Source organism: Streptomyces sp. SCPE 10 (assembly GCF_051980735.1).
Classification (GTDB): domain Bacteria; phylum Actinomycetota; class Actinomycetes; order Streptomycetales; family Streptomycetaceae; genus Streptomyces; species Streptomyces misionensis.
This window is the reverse complement of record NZ_CP197069.1, coordinates 2,992,937-3,008,380: the sequence shown is the minus strand read 5'-3', so window position 1 is coordinate 3,008,380 and position 15,444 is coordinate 2,992,937. Positions and strand designations below refer to the sequence as shown.

The following is a 15,444-nucleotide window of genomic DNA, read 5'->3' as shown; positions in this document are numbered from 1 at the left end:
CCGCGTGGTTCGCCTCCCAGCCGTCCGGGCTGTGTCCATCGGCCGCCTTTGGCGGCGTGCCGGACTCCGTCCGGCGGGTCGGGCCCGGAGCGTCTGCCGGACCGGCGCCCGGGTCCGCGTTCACGGCCGCCACTCCACCCGGTGTTCGGCCAGGTGGGAGAGGACCGCGTGGTTCGCCTCCCAGCCGTCCGGGAACTTCACCAGCGTGCCGAGCTGGACCGGTTCCGTGGAGGGGTAGTCGTCGAGCAGGTCGCTCACGCCGGCGCGGCAGACCACGATGCAGGCGTGCCGGTGGCGGGAGGCCAGGACGCACAGGCGGCCGGTCTCCAGGTGGAAGGCGGTGGCGTCGGGGCGGCCGGACAGCGGGTGCAGGACGACCGTGACGTCGTACTCACGGCCCTGGAGCCGGTTCGCGGTGTCGACCGTCACCTCGAAGACGCCCAGGTCGGCCAGGGCGGAGCGGACGGCGGCCGCCTGGTCGCGGTGGGCGGTGCCGACGGCGATCCGGGCGGCGGTGAGCGGGGCCGGGTCCGGGGAGCGCTCGGAGACGGCGGCGCCGCCCCGGTCCAGCAGGCGCCGTACCACCAGTGCCACCGCGCGCACCGCCTCCGGATCGGTGCGCGGGGTGTGCCGGGCGGGCAGCTCCAGCAGGCCCCAGCCGGACGCGGCGGCCTCGTCGATCACCCGGTCCGGGCCCGAACCGTCGCAGGGCACGGCGAAGCCGAGCCGGCGGTCGCCGTGCCCGGTGCCGCTGCGGAAGGGGGTGTACGGGTAGAACGCGTCCGAGACCAGGGGCGCGGCGGAGGCGGGCAGCCGCCAGGAGACCGGCAGCCGGTGCTGCGGCAGGCCCGGGTTGTGGGCGAGCAGGGTGGTCACGGCGGAGGCCGACGGGTCGTACGACAGCCCCGCCCACTGCTCGCTGCCGACGATCGCGAACGGGTCCAGCTGGCCGGGGTCGCCCACGAACAGCGCCCGTTCGAACAGCCCGGCCACGGCGAGCAGGGAGTCCGAACGCATCTGGTACGCCTCGTCCACGATCGCGTGCCGCCACGGCTCGTCCACCGTCACGTGCGCCCACTTCGCGGCGGTGGACAGCACCACCGGCAGCCCGGCGAGGTCGGCGGCCTTCGCCGAGGTGCGCACGCCCGGCAGGTCGTCCAGCGCCTTGTCGTAGGCGTCGGCGTCGCTGCTGTGCAGTCGGCCCACGGGCAGCTCGGGGTTCTTCTCGGCGAGGCGCAGCGCGAGGTCGTCGACCTGGGCGTTGGTCTGCGCCACCACCATCAACGGGCGCCCGGCGTCGGCGAGTTCCAGCGCCGCCCGGACCACCAGGGTGGACTTGCCGGCACCCGGCGGGGAGTCGACCACCACGCCCCGCTCGGTGCCGTGCAGCGTGTCGTGGAGGATCGCGTCGGTGGCGCGGGCGGCCGCGGTCGCGGGATCGGCGTCGACGGTCGTCACAGCACGTCCTCCTCGGTGATCGGATCGGCGGCCTCCGGCACCGCCTCGCCGGGCGGCCCGCCATGGGTCCACGGGGTCTCCTGCGGGTCGGGCAGCTTCGCCCCGCCGCGCTGCTCGTGCTCGAAGAGGGTGAAGCAGACCCGGTCGCCCTTCTCGGGCACCGAGCCCGGCTCCGGCTCCCTGCCCCGGCCCATCTTGTCCAGGATCCGCAGCACCACCGCGTCCCCGGCGGCCCGCTCCACGAACTCCGCCGACTGCGGGCGGCCGTCCAGCGAGCGGTAGACCTTCGCGCGCTCCGCCAGATGCGGCAGGTCCTCGGTGCGGACCGTCACCAGCGGGCGCGGGCTCGGCCGTCTGCCCTCGCTGTACGCCATCACGACCTCGGTGACCTCGCCCGCGAACGCCTCACCGGCCAGCCGCCGTCCCGCCATCACCAGCGGATCGTCCAGCGCCTCCTGCGCCTCCAGCCGGGCCTGTTCGCGCTCGCGCGTGGCCAGCTTGTTCGCCGCGGTCACCGCGTCGTCCCGGCGCGGCTGCGGGGGTTCACCGGCCAGCACCCGGTCCCGGTGGCCGGTGAACGACCAGCGGTCCCGCAGCCAGCGCTCCGCCACATGCGCGCCCTCGGGCAGCGCCCGCAGCAGGTCCAGGCCCCGCCACACCGCGTCCCAGGTGGGCCGGGTCCGGCTCGCGACCAGTTCCCGCACGTCCCGCTCGGCCCGGGTGAGCGCGGCCAGCCGGTCGTCGGCGTCCAGCGGGTCCTCGGCGGCGGCCAGGGCGGTGCGCGCCCGGTCGTACCGCTCGATCGCCGGGGCCAGCAACTTGTTGTCGAACGCCGGGTCGGTGGCCGGGCCGGCCGGCGGGCACAGCAACTGCCCGGCCGCGTCCCGCGCCAGCTCGGCCCGGTGCGCGGCCTCGGCGCCGCTGACGTCCGCCGGGGGGTCGATCCACGCCAGCAGCGCGCCCAGGTGCTGGTCCTCCAGGCCGGACTGGCCGGTCGCCCAGTGCCGGGAGAGCACGTCGGTGAGGGCGAGCAGCAGCGCGGAGCCGGGGACCCGGGACCGCTCCCCGTAGTGGGTGAGCCAGCGGCCGAGCAACGGCACCCGGGGCGGCGCCGGATAGGGCGCTTCCGGGTCCTGCTCGGCCGTACGGCGAAAGCGCATGGAGCGGCCGAGCAGCCGTACGAAGTCCAGGCCGGCTCGGCTCGGCACGATCAGCTGGGGCGCGTCCGTGCACAGCTCCACCTCGACCTTGACCCGCTTGCCGGTCTCCGGGTCGGTCTCGGTGCGTTCGGCGGCCTCCACGGAGGCGGCGTAGGAGTCGATGTACGGCAGGATCACGTCCGCCAGTTCGGCGAGGAACGCGAAGCGCAGCTCGCGGTCGCGCGGCTGCGGCACGACCAGCAGCCGGGGCGCGTCCCGGTCGGTGCCGACCAGCGCGCCGAGCGGGGCGCCGGTCTCGCCCGCGGTGGTCAGCGGCACGAACACCAGGGGATGCCCGGAGACATGCCGGTGCAGCACGGTGGCGGCGGGCTGGGCCCGGCCGGTGCCGACGGCCTCCAGCCGGGCCAGGGTGTCGATCAGCGACATGCGGACGCCACCTCCCCAGGACCCGCCTCACGAGAACCCGTCTCCCGAAGCCCTGCCTCCCGGACTTCCGGCTCCCGGAGTTGTGCTTCCCGGAGGGCCTCCGCGCGCAGGGCCGCCGCCCGGCGCAGGGCAGCCACCGCCGGGTCGTCCGCTTCGCCGGCCTCGCCGTGCGCCGCCGCGAGGACCTCCTGCACCGTGGTCAGGCCGCCCAGTTCGGCGCGCAGCGGGCGGCCGAGCCGGGTCACGGAGCCGGCCGACCGGGCGCGGTCGCGGCAGTGGAAGGCCAGTTCGCAGGCGGACAGGCACTCCGGCGCGTAGGCGGCCGGGACCGCCGCCACGGCCGCCGTCAGTTCCTCGGGGTCGCGGTCGGGCGCGAAACAGGTGCCCTCGGGCAGCGCGTCGGCGATCTCCTCGATCCGGGTGAGCCGGGTGAGCTGCCGCGCGGTGACCGCGCGCTGCTTGCGCACGTCGACCGCGCTGCCGGCGGGCAGGTTGGAAAAGTCCTTGGGGCACACCAGCAGCACCCGGTGGCGCACCCGCGGGGCCGGGTCCAGCCGGGCGGCGACCTCCTCCAGGGCCAGCACGTACACCGCCGCCTGCCGGGCCGCGGCGCCGACCTTCGCCGGGTCCGCCGAACCGTCCAGCATCGGGAAGGACTTGATCTCCACCACCGACCAGCTGCCGTCGGGGTGCACCACCACCGCGTCCGGCTCCAGGAAGGCGAGCGAGCCCGCCACGTCCAGCGCCAGCATGGGGTGGTCGAGCAGCGTCCAGCCGCCCGCGAGCGTCGCCTCCCGCAGCGCCAGCGCCGTGCGCGCCGTACGGCCCTCGGGGCCCGGTGCGGTCAGATCGGGCACCGCCGCCGACTCCGGTGCCTCGGCGCCCGGATCGAGGCGGGTGTGCGCGAGGCGCAGCAGCTCCGCACCGCCGTCCGCCTTCACCTTCGCCTCGAACGCGTTGCCCCGGGTCAGCGCGAACTGGGACTGCCCGAACGCCGAGGGCGCGCCCAGCGCGTCGGCCAGCCGGGCCTTGTCCACCCCGGCGCCGTCCAGGATCGCCCGTCTGCGGCACCCGGGGTTCGCGGCCAGCGCCGCGAGGGCGCGCGCGTCCAGGGCCTTCGCCGGTACGTCGGGGCCGCGCAGCTCAGCGAGCCGGTGCCGGAGCCCCTTCGCCCGCGTCGGTGGGAGAGGCGTCCGGCTCGGCTGGGACGCCGGGCCGCGACTCGCGCTGCCGTGGAATTCGCTCACCCGCGGAAGTCTTGCATCCGCCACTGACAATCGGGGAACCCGCGCCCCGCGCGGAGCCAGGGAACAGCCGGGCCCGCACCAGATCGGCGGCCCGGGTCACCCACGGCGCGAGCAGGTGACCGACGCCCATCACGGCGATGCCGGCGAGCGCGTCCAGCAGATAGTGGTTGGCCGTGCCCATCACGACGAGCGCGGTGCCCAGCGGGTAGACCACGCCGAGGACCTTGGTGAGCCGGGTGCCGCCGTGCCGCCACAGCATCACCCCGCACCACAGCGCCCAGCCGACGTGCAGACTCGGCATGGCCGCGTACTGGTTGGTCATTCCGCCCAGGCCCCGCGGCGCACTGGCGTCGCCGCCCCACCAGCCGTACGCGCTGTAGTGGGCCATGGTGTCCACGAAGCCCTCGCCGGCGGCGAGCAGCCGCGGCGGGCAGGTCGGCACCAGGGTGAAGCCGATCAGACCGATGAACGTGGACGTCATCAGCCAGGTGCGGGCCCGCCGGTAGTACTCGGCGCGGGACCGGAACAGCCACACCAGAATCGCGGGCGTGACCAGGTAGTGCAGCGAGGCGTACCAGAAGTCCGCGGGTATCCCGAGCCACGGCTCGCGGGTGAACAGGCGGTTGAGGGGGTGCTCGGCGTTCAGACGGAGCAGCTTCTCGGCGCGCAGCAGGGCCAGGCCGTGCTCGACGGCGTCGTCCACGTCACCGCGTACGACGAGGCGGCCGGCCGAGTAGCAGCCGTAGACCAGCAGGAGCAGTGGCAGTTCGGTCCACCAGCGCAGCCGGGTGCGGGGCACCGTCTCGGTGCCCGGTGTCTCGGTCTGCGCCATCCGATCGTCCTCCCCCTTCTGCGGTGCGGCCGCCCGGTGGGCGACCGTGCCACTTTACGGTGTCCGTTCCTCACCCGTGCGGGTGCTCCGGAGCCGGTCCGCGAGGGGTGCTCCGGCCCACAAAGACGTCACCGGTGGCCGCCGGGTTGCCCGAGCCGGGGGTGAGCGATGATGAAAGGGACGACTCTCGTTGTTTCCGCGACGTCCCTGTGGCGTACGCCTCCCGGAAAGGTCCCCCATGGCACCGCGCATCCTGCTGGCCCGGCACGGACAGACCGCCTGGTCGCTGTCCGGCAAGCACACCGGCCGGACCGATGTGCCGCTCCTGGACGAGGGCCGGCGCGGGGCGAAGCTGCTCGGCGAGCGTCTGCACCGGGCGCCGCTGGACGGGCTGCCCGGGGTCGAGGTGCGCACCAGCCCGCTGTCACGCGCGCGGGAGACCTGCGAACTCGCCGGGTTCGGGGAGCGGGCCGAGACCTGGGACGCGCTGCTGGAGTGGGACTACGGCGCCTACGAGGGGATGACCCCGGCGCAGATCCAGGCGGTGCGGCCGGGGTGGCTGATCTGGCGCGACGGCGCCCCCGAGGGGGAGACGATCGCCGAGGTCACCGCTCGTGTGGACGAGGTGATCGGCTGGGTCCGCTCGGCCGACCGCGACGTCCTGCTGTTCGCCCACGGCCACATCCTGCGTTCCCTGGCCGCGCGCTGGCTGGGTTTCCCGCTGGACTTCGGCGCCCGCGTCCGCCTCAACCCGACGTCCCTGTCGATCCTGGGCTGGGCCTACGGCGAACCGGCGCTGGAGAGCTGGAACGACGTGGGCCACCTGACGGACTGAGCGGGCCGAGCGCGCGACCGGAGGCGGCGGGGTGCCTCCGCCCGCGGCGCGTCAGGCCCCCGACATCCGGGGCAGCGCCTTGTGCCGGTCCAGGAAGTCCGCCACTCCGGAGGCCCGCCGGTGCGGCAGCAGCACCCGCGCGGTGCCCGCCAGCATCGTCTGGATGCGGGACGACTGGACCTGGTCCAGCAGGGAGAGCACCCGCATCCCCGCCTCCGCCGCCTCGTCGGGACGGCCCTCGCGGGCGAGGTCGTCGGCCAGTTCCGCCGTGTACAGGGCGAGGTTCCGCGCGAAGTGGGGGTCCTGGAGGTCCGCCGCCCGCCGCGCGTGCCGCGACGCGCGCCGCCAGTCGCCCAGCATGGACCAGCACTGCGCCTCCAGGCCCTCCAGCTCGGCCTCGCCGTAGAAGCTCATCCACTCCGGGTCGGCGCCCGAACGCCCCCGCGCGAACAGCGCCTGCGCCCGCACCAGCGCCCGCGCGCAGCCGGTGCGGTCGGCCAGCCCCGCCCAGCCGCCCGCCTCCCGCAGCGCCAGCAGGGACATCAGCCGGTCCGAGCCCAGGCCCCGGGCCGCACGCTGCGCGGCCTGCGCGGCCCGCACCGCCTCCCGGGGCCGCCCCGCGTCCCGGGCCAGGAAGGCGGTGTTGCAGAAGGCGTGCGCCTCCAACCCCTCGTCCCCGGTCATCCGGGCCGTGGCCAGCGCCTCCGCGTAGTGCGAGCGGGCGTCGTCGAAGCGGCCGGAGTCATGCGCCAGCCAGCCCACCGAGATGGCGAGTTCACCCGCGCCCGCGTGCAGCCGGTCGACCGTGGTCTGCCGGGTGGCGCCGGCGTCCAGCAGCGCGTAGGCGGCGCGCAGCGGAGCCGCCGCGCGCCGGTAGAGCCCGTCCGCGCCGTGCCGGTCGTCCAGCAACCGGATCCGGCGGACGGCCTCCTCCAGTGCCGCCGCCTCGGCGCTGCCGGGCCGGCGCGGGGGCAGAACCGCTGCCACGGCGTCCGGGGCGAGCCCCAGCGGGCCCAGCGCGGCGGCGGCCATGGTGGCTCCTCCGCCGGTCATGAATGCGCGACGCAGCACGTCGCTCTCCTCGTGGTTCAGGTGGTCGTGCGGGCACGGCCCCTGCGGGTCGCACCCCTTGTGCGGGTCGTACGGGTCCTGCGCGTCCTGCTGGTCCTGCGGCTCGAACCCCGCCGCGGCGGCACCCCGCTCCGCCCCGCCCGCGGCGAGCGCCCGCGGTGCCGTGCGCGCCGCCCGGCCGCGGACGGACGAGCGGGGCGCGAAGCCGAGGTCGGCGAGCGTACGGCCGGGAAACATGTGCAGGAACACACGTTCGTAGGCGTAGTTGGGGCAGCGGATCTCACCCGCCTCGACCCGCCCGACGTAGCGCGCGTCACAGCTCACCCGCTCACCGATCTCCCGCGCGGCCCGCCGCACCAGCGCCGCGAACTCGGCCGGTGAGCGCCGGCCGCGCAGCCGCCGGAAGGCGAGGTTCGGCCGGGGTGGCCGCTCGGACTGTGACGAGGTCACGGTAGACGACGCCATGGCCGGGTCCTCTCGTGCGAACCGTCGAACCATGCCGGTCCCGGGGCGAACCGGGAGGCGCCACCCAAGTCTCGGGAGGTGCCACCCGGGGACGCCCCGATTCCGGCGAGCAAGAACGTACCGTCTGTGCCGGAGTCGCCACGCTCGGTTTGGCCACAAAACCGGATATCTCATACGTGATCTGCCATGAAGTGCCATCCTTTGCGGCGCACTTGTGCCGTAGCCGTTGACACGGTCGCGCGTTGGACCCCATGGACCGCGACAGTGCCGTGTGGTGGAGGCGGGCATGCAGACCAGCCAGAGCAACGAACCGTGCGCGTCGCCGTCGTCGCCCGGGCCGGGCGGCACGGCGTGCGACCTGGTGACCGTACCGGCCCGGCAGGGCCTGGAAGCGGTCGACATCCTGCGGCGCGGTGCTGCGGACGCGGTGGGACCCGTCCTGCACGACGACGACCGCGACACCCTCGGCTTCCTGGTGCCCGCCGGCACCGCCGCCTGCTGGGACGTGCCGGGCAGCACCTGCACCGAGACCGACGGCCGCGGGCTGCGCCTGGCCCCGGAGCCCCCGGTGCGGGGCGCCGACTGGCTCCTGCCCCCGGGCGAGGAGACCGATCTCGCGACCGATCCGGTGGTGCTGCGCGAGGCCCTGGGCGAGGCGGCGCGGCTGCTCCGGGCCGCGGACGGCTGCCGCTGAAACGTTTACCGCGGGCGCCTGCGAAAATGGCGGGATGGGCAGGTCGAGGAACGCGCGGCGCGACGCGGCGGCCACCGTCGGTGTCGTCGAGGAGACGGTCGACGGCGGGCTGGCGCGGCTCGTGCCGGACCCCGACCGCGGCCGGGCGTGGACACTGTCGATCGACGGGGCGCCGCAGTCGCACGTCGACCTGGACGACCCGGCCTACCTCTCCTTCGAGTACCAGCGCCGCCTCGGCCACGTCATCGATCTCGCCGCTCCGCCCGGCAAGCCCGTGCACGCGGTGCACCTCGGCGGCGGCGCCCTCACGCTGGCCCGGTACGTCGCCGCCACCCGGCCCCGCTCCACCCAGCAGGTCGTGGAACGGGACGCGAGCCTGGTCCGCCTGGTCCGGCGCGAGCTGCCGCTGGACCCCAACGCCCGGATCCGGGTGCGCTCGACGGACGCCCGCGAAGGGCTCGCCAAGGTGCCCGACGGCTGGGCCGACCTGGTCGTCGCCGATGTCTTCAGCGGCGCCCGCACCCCCGCCCACCTCACCTCCACCGAGTTCCTGGACGAGGTCCGCCGCGCCCTGAAGCCGTCCGGGGTCTACGCCGCCAACCTCGCCGACGGCCCCCCGCTCGCCCATCTGCGGGGCCAGATCGCCACCGCCGCCGCCCGGTTCGGCGAACTCGCGCTGATCGCCGACGCGGCCATGCTGCGCGGCAAGCGTTTCGCCAACGCGATCCTGGTCGCCTCCGACCTGCCGCTGCCGATCGCCGAACTGACCCGCCGCGCCGCCTCCGACCCGCACTCCGCTCGGGTCGAACACGGCAGACAACTCACCGACTTCACCGGGGGCGCGCGCCCCGTCACGGACGCGGCGGCGGTGGACTCGCCGGCTCCGCCGCCGTCGGTTTTTCGTTGACGGGGCGGGTGTACTGGGGGTGTTGGGGTGTCGGGGGTGATCGGCTCCGGGCGGTCGGCTGGGGGGGCGGCTTGTGTCTACCGTTTTACGGAAACTGCCGATCGCCCAGTGGCGGCGGTGGACTGTGGATTGTCGACCGTGGACTGCCGACTGCCGACTGCCGACTGCCGACTGCCGACTGTGGATTGTCGACCGTCGACTGTGGACTGTGAACTGCGGATTGTCGACCGTCGACTGTGGACCGCCGACCGCCGACCGCCGACCGCCGACTGTGGACCGCCGACCGCCGACCGCCCCACCCCGCATCGCGACCCCCGCCCCCACCGGTGATCAATAACTGCCGATCTCCACGTGCGGCGGCCCGTCGTGCCACGTGCAGAACACCGACACCCGGTCCGTGCCCCGGCTGAACTCCACCCGGATCCACGAGGGCGTCTTCCACACCTGCATCGACCAGCCCGCCCCCGGTGTCGCCGAGACCAGCGTGGCGTCGGCCGCGCCCAGTTCGAACACGGCCCGGCCGCCCGCGGTGTCGTACGCCTTGACCGTGCCGGTGCCCGTACCCGTGCCCGAGTCGGAGCCGGGCGCGGAGGCCGAGGGTGTGGGTGTGGGTGTGGGGGAGCGGTGGACGGTCCGGGTGGGGGAGGGGGCCGGGGAAGCGGACCGTGACCGGGCCGGCGGCGGGGGGCCGGACGCCTGCGTGCCCGGAGCCGTGGCCGTGGCCGTCGTCGGGGACCCGGTCCCCACCACCGGCAGGGCGCGCGGCGGGTCGTACGCGGTGCCGGCCATCACCGTGTGCACGCCCCACCACGACAGCGTGACCGCCGCGCCGGTCGCGAGCAGCCACGCCAGTACGTGTACGAGTCCTCTGCGCATCGCGCCCCATCCTGCCCCACCCCGCGCCCGCGCCGCGCACTCCCGCCCCGCGCTCACACCCCCGCGCCCGCGTCAGCGGCCCCGGCTTTTTCCACAGTCGCGGAGTTGTCCACAGGCCCGCGCCGGGTCGTCGCGCATGGCGTACGGTGCGGCGCATGGCAAGTGTGCTCGTGGTCGAGGACGACCAGTTCGTACGCTCGGCGCTCATCCGGCAGTTGACCGACGCCTCGCACACCGTGCGCAGCGTCGGCACCGCGCTGGAGGCGCTGCGCGAGGTCGCGCACCACCGTTTCGACGTGGTGATCCTGGACCTCGGACTGCCCGATCTGGACGGCTCCGAGGCCCTGAAGATGCTGCGCGGCATCACCGACGTCCCGGTCATCATCGCCACCGCCCGGGACGACGAGGCGGAGATCGTCCGCCTGCTCAACGCGGGCGCGGACGACTACCTCACCAAGCCGTTCTCGGTCGACCACCTCTCCGCCCGGATAACGGCGGTGCTGCGCCGGGCCCGGGCCGCCGGCGGCGAGGCCCCGCCCTCGGCAGTCCTGCGCGTCGGCGGCCTCACCGTGGACCCGCTGCGCCGCCAGGCCGAACTGGACGGCACCCGACTCGACCTCACCCGCCGCGAGTTCGACCTGCTCGCCTTCCTCGCGGGCCGCCCCGGCGTCGTCGTCCCCCGCAGGGAACTCCTCGCCGAGGTCTGGCAGCAGTCGTACGGCGACGACCAGACCATCGACGTCCATCTGTCCTGGCTGCGCCGGAAACTGGGGGAGACGGCGGCCCGGCCGCGCTATCTGCACACCCTGCGGGGCGTCGGGGTGAAACTGGAGCCGCCCGTGGACGCGGAGCCACCGCGATGAGGTGGGCCCTGGTCAAGGTGTGCCTCGCGGTCACCACCATGGTCGTGGTCGCCTTCGCGGTGCCGCTCGGCCTGGTGGTCCGCGAGATGGCCCGTGACCGTGCCTTCGCGGGCGCCGAGCGGGAGGCCGCCGCGGTCGCGCCCGCGCTGTCCATCACCACCGACCGGGACGAGCTGGAGCGGGTGGTGGCCTCCGCGGGCGCCGGTTCGAAGATGGCCGTCCACCTGCCCGCCGACGGCTCCCGCGGCCCGCTGGACATAGGCGGGCGGCGCGCCGCCGACCGCGACGTCCAGGCGGTGCGCAGGCTCGGCCGGGCCTCCACGGCCACCGTCACCGGCGGCTTCGCCCTGCTCCAGCCGGTGGCGCTCGGCTCCGGCTCGATCGCCGTGGTCGAGGTGTACGTACCGGAGTCCGAGGTGACCAACGGCGTCGGCACGGCCTGGGCGGTGCTGGCCGGCGTCGGCCTCGCGCTGATCGTCGGCTCGGTCGCCGTCGCCGACCGGCTCGGGGTGCGCATGGTGCGGCCCGCGCGCCGGCTGGTCGAGGGCGCGCGCGAACTGGGCGAGGGCAAGCTGGGTGTCCGGGTACCGGAGGACGGCCCGACCGAACTGCGGCTCGCGGCGGTCGCGTTCAACTCCATGGCCGACCAGGTCGTCCAACTCCTGGCCAACGAACGGGAGCTGGCCGCCGACCTCTCGCACCGGCTGCGCACCCCGCTCACCGTGCTCAGGCTCAACGCGGCCTCCCTGGGCGCCGGACCGGCCGCCGAGCAGACCCGCACCGCCGTCGCCCAACTGGAACGCGAGGTGGACACCATCATCCGCACGGCGCGGCAGGCCAAGCCGCAGACGGTCCCCGCCGGTCCCGGCGCCGGCTGTGACGCGGCGGAAGTGGTGCGCGAGCGCATGGAGTTCTGGTCCGCGCTCGCCGAGGACGAGGGCCGCACCTGGCGGGTGGCCGGTGTGGACCACCCGGTGCGGATACCCGTGGCCCGCGCCGACCTGGCCGCCGCGCTCGACGCCCTGCTCGGCAATGTCTTCAGACACACCCCGGAAGGCACCGCCTTCGCGGTGGACGTGCACCACGGTGAGGACGCGGTGATCGTGCTGGTCTCCGACGCGGGCCCCGGCATACCCGACCCCGAGGCGGCGATGGCCCGCGGCCGGGGTTCCGGAACCGCCGGCTCGACCGGGCTCGGCCTCGACATCGTGCGCAGGCTCGCCGAGTCCACCGGCGGCGACGTCCGCATCGGCGGCTCGGTCCTGGGCGGCACCGAGATACGGGTCCGGTTCCAGTCCGACGGACGCGGACCGCGCGGGCGGAGCCACCGAGGGGCCGCGCGACGGCGCCGGGCGCGCACCCTGGTCTCCACCTTTAACCGGCCCCGATCCCATCCTTAAGCGAACCCTAAGATCGCGAACCGCCGTCCCTATCAGGCCGTTTGCCCGATTCCGGATCGCTAGCGTGCTGCCGCACCGCACCCCCCGTGCGAAACCCCGTGAGAACGAAGGCAGGCAGGCGTATGAGCACGCACCGGCGCAGGATCAGTGGCAGGAACAAGGCGATAGGCGGCCTGGTCGCCGCGGCCGTGGTCGGCGGTGGCGCGCTCCTGTTCACCGGCACGGCGAGCGCGGCGGTGGTGAACGCCGCGTACACCAGGACCAGCGACTGGTCGACCGGCTACACCGGCCAGTACGTCGTCACCAACAACACCACCGCGCGGGAGAAGTCCTGGACGCTGGAGTTCGACCTGCCGGCCGGGGCCAGGCTGTCCTCGCTGTGGAACGGCGAGTCGAGCGTCAGCGGACAGCACGTCACCGTGCGTCCCGCGAAGTGGGACACCCAGGGCCTGGCCCCGGGTGCGTCGGTGACCGTCGGCTTCGTGGTCGAGGGCAGCGGCGCCCCGACGGGCTGCCGGATCGACGACGCCCCCTGCTCCACCGACGACGGCCCGGCCCCCGAGCCGAGCGGCCGCCCGACCCAGAGCCAGTCCCCGGCGCCCACGCCCACGCCCACCAAGACGTCGACGCCCACCCCCACCCCCACCCCGACCACCGGCACGGGCACCACCGCCTCCGCCGGCTTCGCCCCCTACGTGGACACCTCCCTCTACCCGGCCTACGACCTGCTCGGCGCCGCCAACGCCACCGGGGTGAAGAACTACAACCTGGCGTTCGTCACCGACGGCGGCGGCTGCACCCCCAAGTGGGGCGGGGTCACCGATCCGACCAGCGACGCGGTGGCCGCGCAGATCGGCAAGCTGCGGGCCGCGGGCGGTGACGTCCGGGTCTCCTTCGGCGGCGCCTCCGGCTCCGAGCTGGCCACCACCTGCTCCTCCGCGGACGCGCTCGCGGCGGCGTACGGCAAGGTGATCGACGCGTTCAAGCTGACCAAGGTCGACTTCGACGTCGAGGGCGGCGCACTGCCCGACACGGCCGCCAACACCCGCCGCGCCCAGGCCATCGCCAAGCTCCAGGCCCAGCACCCCGACCTGGACGTCTCCTTCACCCTTCCGGTGATGCCCGAGGGCCTGACCCAGGACGGTGTGAACCTGCTGACCAACGCCAAGGCCAACGGTGTGCGGACCGGCACCGTCAACATCATGGCGATGGACTACGGCTCCTCCTACAGCGGCGACATGGGCGACTACGCCGAGCAGGCCGCCACCGCCACCCAGGCCCAGGTCAAGAGCGTGCTCGGACTCTCCGACGCGGCCGCCTGGAAGACCGTCGCGGTCACCCCGATGATCGGCGTCAACGACGTCTCCTCCGAGGTGTTCAAGGTCGACGACGCCACCCAGCTGGCGAGCTTCGCCAAGTCCAAGGGCCTCGGCGGCCTGTCCATGTGGTCGGCCGCCCGCGACCAGCAGTGTCCCGGCGGCCCCAAGCCCTCCGCCGACCCGACGTGCAGCTCCATCAGCCAGGACAAGTACGCCTTCGCCAAGGCGTTCGCCACCTTCGGCTGACCGCCGTCACCACCGGGTCGGCCCCGGCCGGGCCCCCCGCCTCGGCCGAGGCCGACCGCTTCCCCGGGCCGGCCACCGCCGTCCCGCCGCCGGTCAGGCGGCGGGACCGGGGCCCGGCCCGGTGCTCATCGGCTGCCCCGCCGGTCTCCCGCCCGAGCGAGCCGCTCGGCCACTTCGGCGGGAGGCCGCACGCTCCCTCAGACGTCCTCCACCGGGGGCAGCTCCCCGGTCCGTGCCGCGCGCGCGTACCAGAGGGCGCTCGACTTGGGGGTGCGCTCCTGGGTCGCGTAGTCCACGTACACCGCGCCGAACCGCTTGTCGTAGCCGTACGCCCACTCGAAGTTGTCCATGAGGGACCACAGGTAGTAGCCGCGCACGTCGGCCCCGTCGGCGATCGCGCGGTTCACCTCGGCGAGATGGGCGCGCAGATAGGCGACGCGCTCGGGGTCGTGGACCCGGCCGTCGGCGTCGGGCTTGTCGTCGTAGGCCGCGCCGTTCTCCGTCACGTACAGCCGGAGCCCCGGGGCCTCGCGGGAGTAGCGCGTGATCAGGTCGTACAGGCCCGACGGCTCGACCGTCCAGCCCATCGCGGTGCGCTCGCCCGGCGTCTGGTGGAACGCCACGTCCTCCGAGCCCGGCCACGGCGAGTGCGCGCTCGTCCCGTGGCCGTCCGCGCGCGGGCCGTTCGGCGCGGACCCGGGCGAGGAGACCAGCGCCGGCGTGTAGTAGTTGAGGCCCAGCGCGTCCAGGGGCTGGTGGATGTCCGCCAGGTCCCCGTCGAGGACGTACGACCAGTCGGTGACCGACGACGTGGCCTCCAGCAGCGTGGCCGGGTACGCGCCGTGCAGGATCGGGCCGTGGAAGACCCCGTTGGCGAGGTCGTCGATCCGCTGCGCCGCGGCCAGGTCCGCCGGGCTCTGCGTCAGCGGCCGGATCACCTGGGAGTTGAGGCTGACCGCGACCGAGCGGTGCGCGGGCAGCACCGAGCGCAGCGCCTGCGTGGCCAGCCCGTGCGCCAGGTTCAGGTGGTGGGCGGCGCGCAGGGTGGCGGCCGGTTCGGTCCGGCCCGGCGCGTGCACCCCGGAGCCGTAGCCCAGGAAGGCGCTGCACCAGGGCTCATTGAGCGTGATCCACTGCTCCACGCGGTCACCGAGCGCCTCGCCCACGAGCTGCGCGTACTCCGCGAAGCGCAGCGCGGTGTCCCGCTCCGGCCAGCCGCCCGCGTCCTCCAGCTCCTGCGGCAGGTCCCAGTGGTAGAGGGTGACGGCGGGCTTGATGCCGTGGGACAGCAACTCGTCGACCAGCCGGCGGTAGAAGTCCAGGCCCGCCTGCGCGGCGGGGCCCCGGCCGGTGGGCCGCACCCGCGGCCAGGACACCGAGAAACGGTAGGCGTTCAGGCCGAGTTCGGCCATGAGGGCCACGTCGTCGCGGTAGCGGTGGTAGTGATCGACCGCGATGTCGCCGGTGTCGCCGCCGGCCGTCTTGCCGGGGGTATGGCTGAAGGTGTCCCAGATCGAGGGGGTGCGGCCACCCTCGCGGACCGCGCCCTCGATCTGGTACGCGGACGTCGCCGCGCCCCAGAGGAAGGCGGGAGGGAAGGACACGGTCATCGGTTCGGGCATGGAATCGCTCCCACGAGTCGAGT

The 15,444-nt window shown here is 74.7% G+C and carries 13 protein-coding genes; 6 read left to right on the top strand and 7 right to left on the bottom strand.

Going from position 1 to position 15,444, the window contains the following annotated elements; all coding sequences use genetic code 11:
• Nucleotides 1-120 precede the first annotated feature (120 nt).
• The 4 genes from ACSP97_RS14045 to ACSP97_RS14030 are packed head-to-tail and all read right to left on the bottom strand — an operon-like array spanning nucleotide 121 to nucleotide 5,123.
• Nucleotides 121-1,458, bottom strand: a complete 1,338-nt coding sequence (locus ACSP97_RS14045; protein ID WP_440557763.1) for an AAA family ATPase — start codon at nucleotides 1,456-1,458, stop codon at nucleotides 121-123.
• Nucleotides 1,455-3,044, bottom strand: coding sequence for a hypothetical protein (locus ACSP97_RS14040; protein WP_440557761.1), 1,590 nt, complete (start codon nucleotides 3,042-3,044; stop codon nucleotides 1,455-1,457). Before ACSP97_RS14040 ends, ACSP97_RS14045 begins: the two co-directional genes overlap by 4 nt.
• Nucleotides 3,035-4,291 (bottom strand): hypothetical protein, encoded by a 1,257-nt coding sequence (locus ACSP97_RS14035; RefSeq protein ID WP_382013757.1) that lies wholly within the window; start codon nucleotides 4,289-4,291, stop codon nucleotides 3,035-3,037. The genes ACSP97_RS14040 and ACSP97_RS14035 overlap by 10 nt, the downstream gene beginning before the upstream one ends.
• A complete protein-coding gene (locus ACSP97_RS14030) occupies nucleotides 4,188-5,123 on the bottom strand; it encodes a phosphatase PAP2 family protein (RefSeq protein ID WP_440557759.1) in 936 nt (311 codons plus the stop codon). The genes ACSP97_RS14035 and ACSP97_RS14030 overlap by 104 nt, the downstream gene beginning before the upstream one ends.
• A gap of 238 nt (nucleotides 5,124-5,361) precedes the next feature.
• Between ACSP97_RS14030 and ACSP97_RS14025 the strand changes: the two genes are divergently transcribed.
• A complete protein-coding gene (locus tag ACSP97_RS14025) occupies nucleotides 5,362-5,958 on the top strand; it encodes a histidine phosphatase family protein (RefSeq protein WP_355527737.1) in 597 nt (198 codons plus the stop codon).
• Between the two features lie 51 nt (nucleotides 5,959-6,009).
• On the opposite strand, the gene ACSP97_RS14020 is transcribed toward ACSP97_RS14025, so the two are convergent.
• Nucleotides 6,010-7,494 (bottom strand): hypothetical protein, encoded by a 1,485-nt coding sequence (locus ACSP97_RS14020; RefSeq protein ID WP_355527735.1) that lies wholly within the window; start codon nucleotides 7,492-7,494, stop codon nucleotides 6,010-6,012.
• A 286-nt stretch (nucleotides 7,495-7,780) separates the two neighbouring features.
• On the opposite strand from ACSP97_RS14020, the gene ACSP97_RS14015 reads away from it, so the two are divergent.
• Nucleotides 7,781-8,188 carry a hypothetical protein gene (locus tag ACSP97_RS14015; RefSeq protein WP_355153354.1) on the top strand — a complete coding sequence of 136 codons (408 nt, stop codon included), beginning with the start codon at nucleotides 7,781-7,783 and terminating at the stop codon, nucleotides 8,186-8,188.
• Nucleotides 8,189-8,222: 34 nt separating this feature from the next.
• Nucleotides 8,223-9,095, top strand: coding sequence for a spermidine synthase (locus ACSP97_RS14010; RefSeq protein WP_440557756.1), 873 nt, complete (start codon nucleotides 8,223-8,225; stop codon nucleotides 9,093-9,095).
• 330 nt (nucleotides 9,096-9,425) lie between these two features.
• On the opposite strand, the gene ACSP97_RS14005 is transcribed toward ACSP97_RS14010, so the two are convergent.
• Nucleotides 9,426-9,971, bottom strand: a complete 546-nt coding sequence (locus tag ACSP97_RS14005) for a hypothetical protein (protein ID WP_440557754.1) — start codon at nucleotides 9,969-9,971, stop codon at nucleotides 9,426-9,428.
• Nucleotides 9,972-10,126: 155 nt separating this feature from the next.
• Here ACSP97_RS14005 and ACSP97_RS14000 point away from each other — a divergent pair, with 155 nt between their 5' ends.
• The 3 genes from ACSP97_RS14000 (at nucleotide 10,127) to ACSP97_RS13990 (ending at nucleotide 13,799) form a co-directional block, all read left to right on the top strand.
• Nucleotides 10,127-10,834: a response regulator transcription factor gene (locus ACSP97_RS14000; protein ID WP_180330926.1), complete on the top strand. Its 708-nt coding sequence runs from the start codon at nucleotides 10,127-10,129 to the stop codon at nucleotides 10,832-10,834.
• Nucleotides 10,831-12,234 (top strand): sensor histidine kinase, encoded by a 1,404-nt coding sequence (locus ACSP97_RS13995; RefSeq protein ID WP_358273872.1) that lies wholly within the window; start codon nucleotides 10,831-10,833, stop codon nucleotides 12,232-12,234. Before ACSP97_RS14000 ends, ACSP97_RS13995 begins: the two co-directional genes overlap by 4 nt.
• 122 nt (nucleotides 12,235-12,356) lie before the next feature.
• The gene (locus tag ACSP97_RS13990) at nucleotides 12,357-13,799 is read left to right on the top strand and encodes a glycoside hydrolase family 18 protein (RefSeq protein WP_440557751.1); all 1,443 of its coding nucleotides are present in this window, start codon (nucleotides 12,357-12,359) and stop codon (nucleotides 13,797-13,799) included.
• Between the two features lie 197 nt (nucleotides 13,800-13,996).
• On the opposite strand, the gene ACSP97_RS13985 is transcribed toward ACSP97_RS13990, so the two are convergent.
• On the bottom strand, nucleotides 13,997-15,421 hold the full coding sequence (locus ACSP97_RS13985; RefSeq protein ID WP_355153344.1) for a GH1 family beta-glucosidase: 1,425 nt from the start codon (nucleotides 15,419-15,421) through the stop codon (nucleotides 13,997-13,999).
• Between the last annotated feature and the right edge of the window lie 23 nt (nucleotides 15,422-15,444).